The organism is Reyranella sp., assembly GCF_044224635.1.
Classification (GTDB): domain Bacteria; phylum Pseudomonadota; class Alphaproteobacteria; order Reyranellales; family Reyranellaceae; genus Reyranella.
On record NZ_JBGAKA010000101.1, the window covers coordinates 1 to 2,857 of the forward strand.

Sequence of the window (2,857 nt, forward strand, 5' to 3'; positions counted from 1 at the left end):
CTGTGGAACAAGGCAGGCGACAACGTGTTCGTCGATGCCGCGGGCGAGCTCGGCCTGTCCAAGACGGCCTACCATTTCATCGGCGGCGTCATGCACTCGGCACCGGCGCTCTCAGCCATCGCCAATCCGACGGTCAATTCCTACAAGCGCCTCAACGCGCCGGTGACGGCGTCGGGCGCCACGTGGTCGCCCAACACCGTGACCTACGCCGGCAACAACCGTACCCACATGATCCGCATTCCCGATGCCGACCGCTTCGAGCTGCGCCTGCCCGACGGCGCCGCCAATCCCTATTTGCTGCCGGCGGCGCTGCTCGCGGCCGGCCTCGACGGCGTCAGGAACGCGCGCGATCCCGGCAAGCGGCTCGACATCAACATGTACACCGAGCGCCACAAGGCGGCCGGCGCCAAGAGCCTGCCGCTCAACCTGCTCGATGCGCTGCGAGCGCTGGAAAAATCCGCGGTGCTCAAGGAGGCGTTCGGCGCGCCGATTGTCGCCTCCTATGTCGCGCTGAAGACGGCGGAGTGGAACGACTACGCGTGCCACCTGACCGAGTGGGAACGCCGCACCACGCTCGATTGCTGAGACCATGAGCGAGACCTTCGACGCGATCGTGATCGGCGGCGGCGTGATCGGCGCCTCGACGCTGTTCCAGCTGACCGAGCTCGGCTGCCGCAAGGCCCTGCTGATCGAGCGCGGCGAGATCGCCGGCGGCATGACGGCGCATTCCTCGGGCATCGTGCGCACCCACTACAGCGTTCCGGCCAATGTCGAGATCGCGCGCGCCAGCCTCGCCATGTTCGAACGCTTCCGCGACCTCTGCTGCTGATCGAGCGCGGCGAGATCGCCGGCGGCATGACGGCGCATTCCTCGGGCATCGTGCGCACCCACTACAGCGTTCCGGCCAATGTCGAGATCGCGCGCGCCAGCCTCGCCATGTTCGAACGCTTCCGCGACCTCTGCGACGGCGATCCCGATGCCGATCCGGGCCTGGTCCTGTCGGGCTACCTGATCGTGGCGCCGCCCGGCCCGTCGTCCGACGCGGTGCGGGCGAGCATCGCCATGCAGCGCGGGCTCGGTGTCGAGGCCGGCCTGCTCGACCGCAAGGCCGCCCTCGCGCACCATCCCTGGCTCGTGCTGGACGACATCGATGCGATCGGCTTCGAGGCCGAGGCGGGATGGGCCGATCCCTATCTCGTCACCACGTCCTTCCTGCGCACCGCGCGGCGGCGCGGCGCCACCGTGCGCACGAGCACGGCGGTCACTGGACTGCTGCGCCAGGGCAGCCGGGTCACCGGCGTGATGACGGACAAGGGGCCGATCGAGGCCGGCGTGGTGCTCTCGGCCGCGAACGTGTGGAGCCGGGTCGTCGCCGGCTGGGCGGGCATCGACATCCCGCTCACCATTACCGCGCACCATGTCTTCACCCTGGCGGCCGACAAGCCCTACGGCCCGGACCTGCCGGTGATGAAGGACCTCGCCTCGCCCGCAAAGCTCTACACGCGCCCGATGGGCGGCCACCTGCTGGTCGGCGGCGGCCACGAAGGCACGCTGACCGACGATCCCGAGATGGCCGACCTCGAGCCCGATCACGACGCCATGATCGACGAGGCGGCCCAGGCGGCGGCCCGCATGCCGGCCTTTGCCGAGGGCCGCCTGGCGCGCTCGTGGTCAGGCCTCTACGACACCACGCCGGACTGGAACCCCGTGCTCGGGCCGGTTCCGGGCGTGGAGGGGCTGCAGCTGGCCTTCGGCTTCTCCGGTCACGGCTTCAAGATGTCGCCGATGATCGGCCGCCTGCTGGCGCAGTCGATGCTGGGCCAGCCGACCGACCTGCCGATCCAGCCCTACCGCATCACGCGCTACGAGGAGGGCGAGCCGCTGACCGGAGCCTACGGGACGGGTGCCGTCTCCTGACGGCGCGGCGCCGGTGCCTCGAGCGCTGCTTTCGACCGACGTCCGAACAGCGTCGAAGCGCGCCTCTGGCCGACCCGGCACCGTACGCCAGGCGCCTTGCCGCTGTGCCTCACGACACCATCGGGAATGACGGGCAAACTGCCGATTGCCGGGCGCCCTTCACCGCGCTTCTTGTCAAGGTCCGCTTCGCCATTGTATCGCCGTTCCCACAAATTCGTCCCCGGGGAGCCGCTCCGCCGGCCGTTTGTTCGAAGGACTGGATATCATGGCGGGCTTACCTGGGGATCGTGGCTGCTTTGTCAGGGTTCGTGCGCTCATCGCCGTCATTGCGGTTGCGGCGTGTGTCTCGACGCTGGGAGCCTGCGCAACCCCGTCCTACCAGGAAGCGGCAATGCAAGCCTCTGATGCCGGCGACCAGAAGGCGGCGATAGGCTTCGGAAAGAAGGAGGTCGCCCAGTACTCCGGGCGCAAGCAGTGCTCGCCTGCGACCAGGCTGAACTGCGGAACCCTGGCGCTGGCCTATGGCACGCTTGCCGGGTACCAGATACTGGACGGAGACAGGATTGCCGGAGAAGGAAGCTTCAGCAGCGCCAAGGGGGCCCTCAGCCTGACCGACCCCGAGAACCGAGCGAGCGCTACGGCGATGGTCTATCGGGACGTCTCGGAAGCCTATTGGAAGGTCGGCGATCGAGCCCGCGCCATCGCCGTGTTCAACGAAGGTCGCGCCGCAGGCGCCGACAGTTGGCTCTACATGTCCTCCGCTGCGGGTGCGGCTCAGCCGCAGTCGACAGACCAGAAGCCTCCTGCGGTCCTGCGGGGACCGTCACCGGTTGCCGACAAGCGTTGACCTCCGCCGGCCCATCGGCTTTATTCCCGCCGCACCCAGACGTGCCCCCGTGGCGGAATTGGTAGACGCGCCTGACTCAAAAATTTATTTGAG

General features: G+C 68.4%; 3 protein-coding genes and 1 pseudogene. All 4 read left to right on the top strand.

The features are described 5' to 3' along the window. Positions 1 to 585: pseudogene (locus ACILR9_RS38370) on the top strand (type III glutamate--ammonia ligase); the annotation flags it as partial. A 4-nt stretch (positions 586 to 589) separates the two neighbouring features. Then, on the top strand, positions 590 to 829 hold the full coding sequence (locus tag ACILR9_RS38375; RefSeq protein ID WP_395715274.1) for an FAD-dependent oxidoreductase: 240 nt from the start codon (positions 590 to 592) through the stop codon (positions 827 to 829). A 26-nt stretch (positions 830 to 855) separates the two neighbouring features. Continuing rightward, complete coding sequence (locus tag ACILR9_RS38380; RefSeq protein ID WP_395715275.1) at positions 856 to 1,917, top strand: NAD(P)/FAD-dependent oxidoreductase; 1,062 nt, start codon at positions 856 to 858, stop codon at positions 1,915 to 1,917. A gap of 391 nt (positions 1,918 to 2,308) precedes the next feature. After that, positions 2,309 to 2,764 carry a hypothetical protein gene (locus ACILR9_RS38385; protein ID WP_395715276.1) on the top strand — a complete coding sequence of 152 codons (456 nt, stop codon included), beginning with the start codon at positions 2,309 to 2,311 and terminating at the stop codon, positions 2,762 to 2,764. Positions 2,765 to 2,857: the final 93 nt, after the last annotated feature.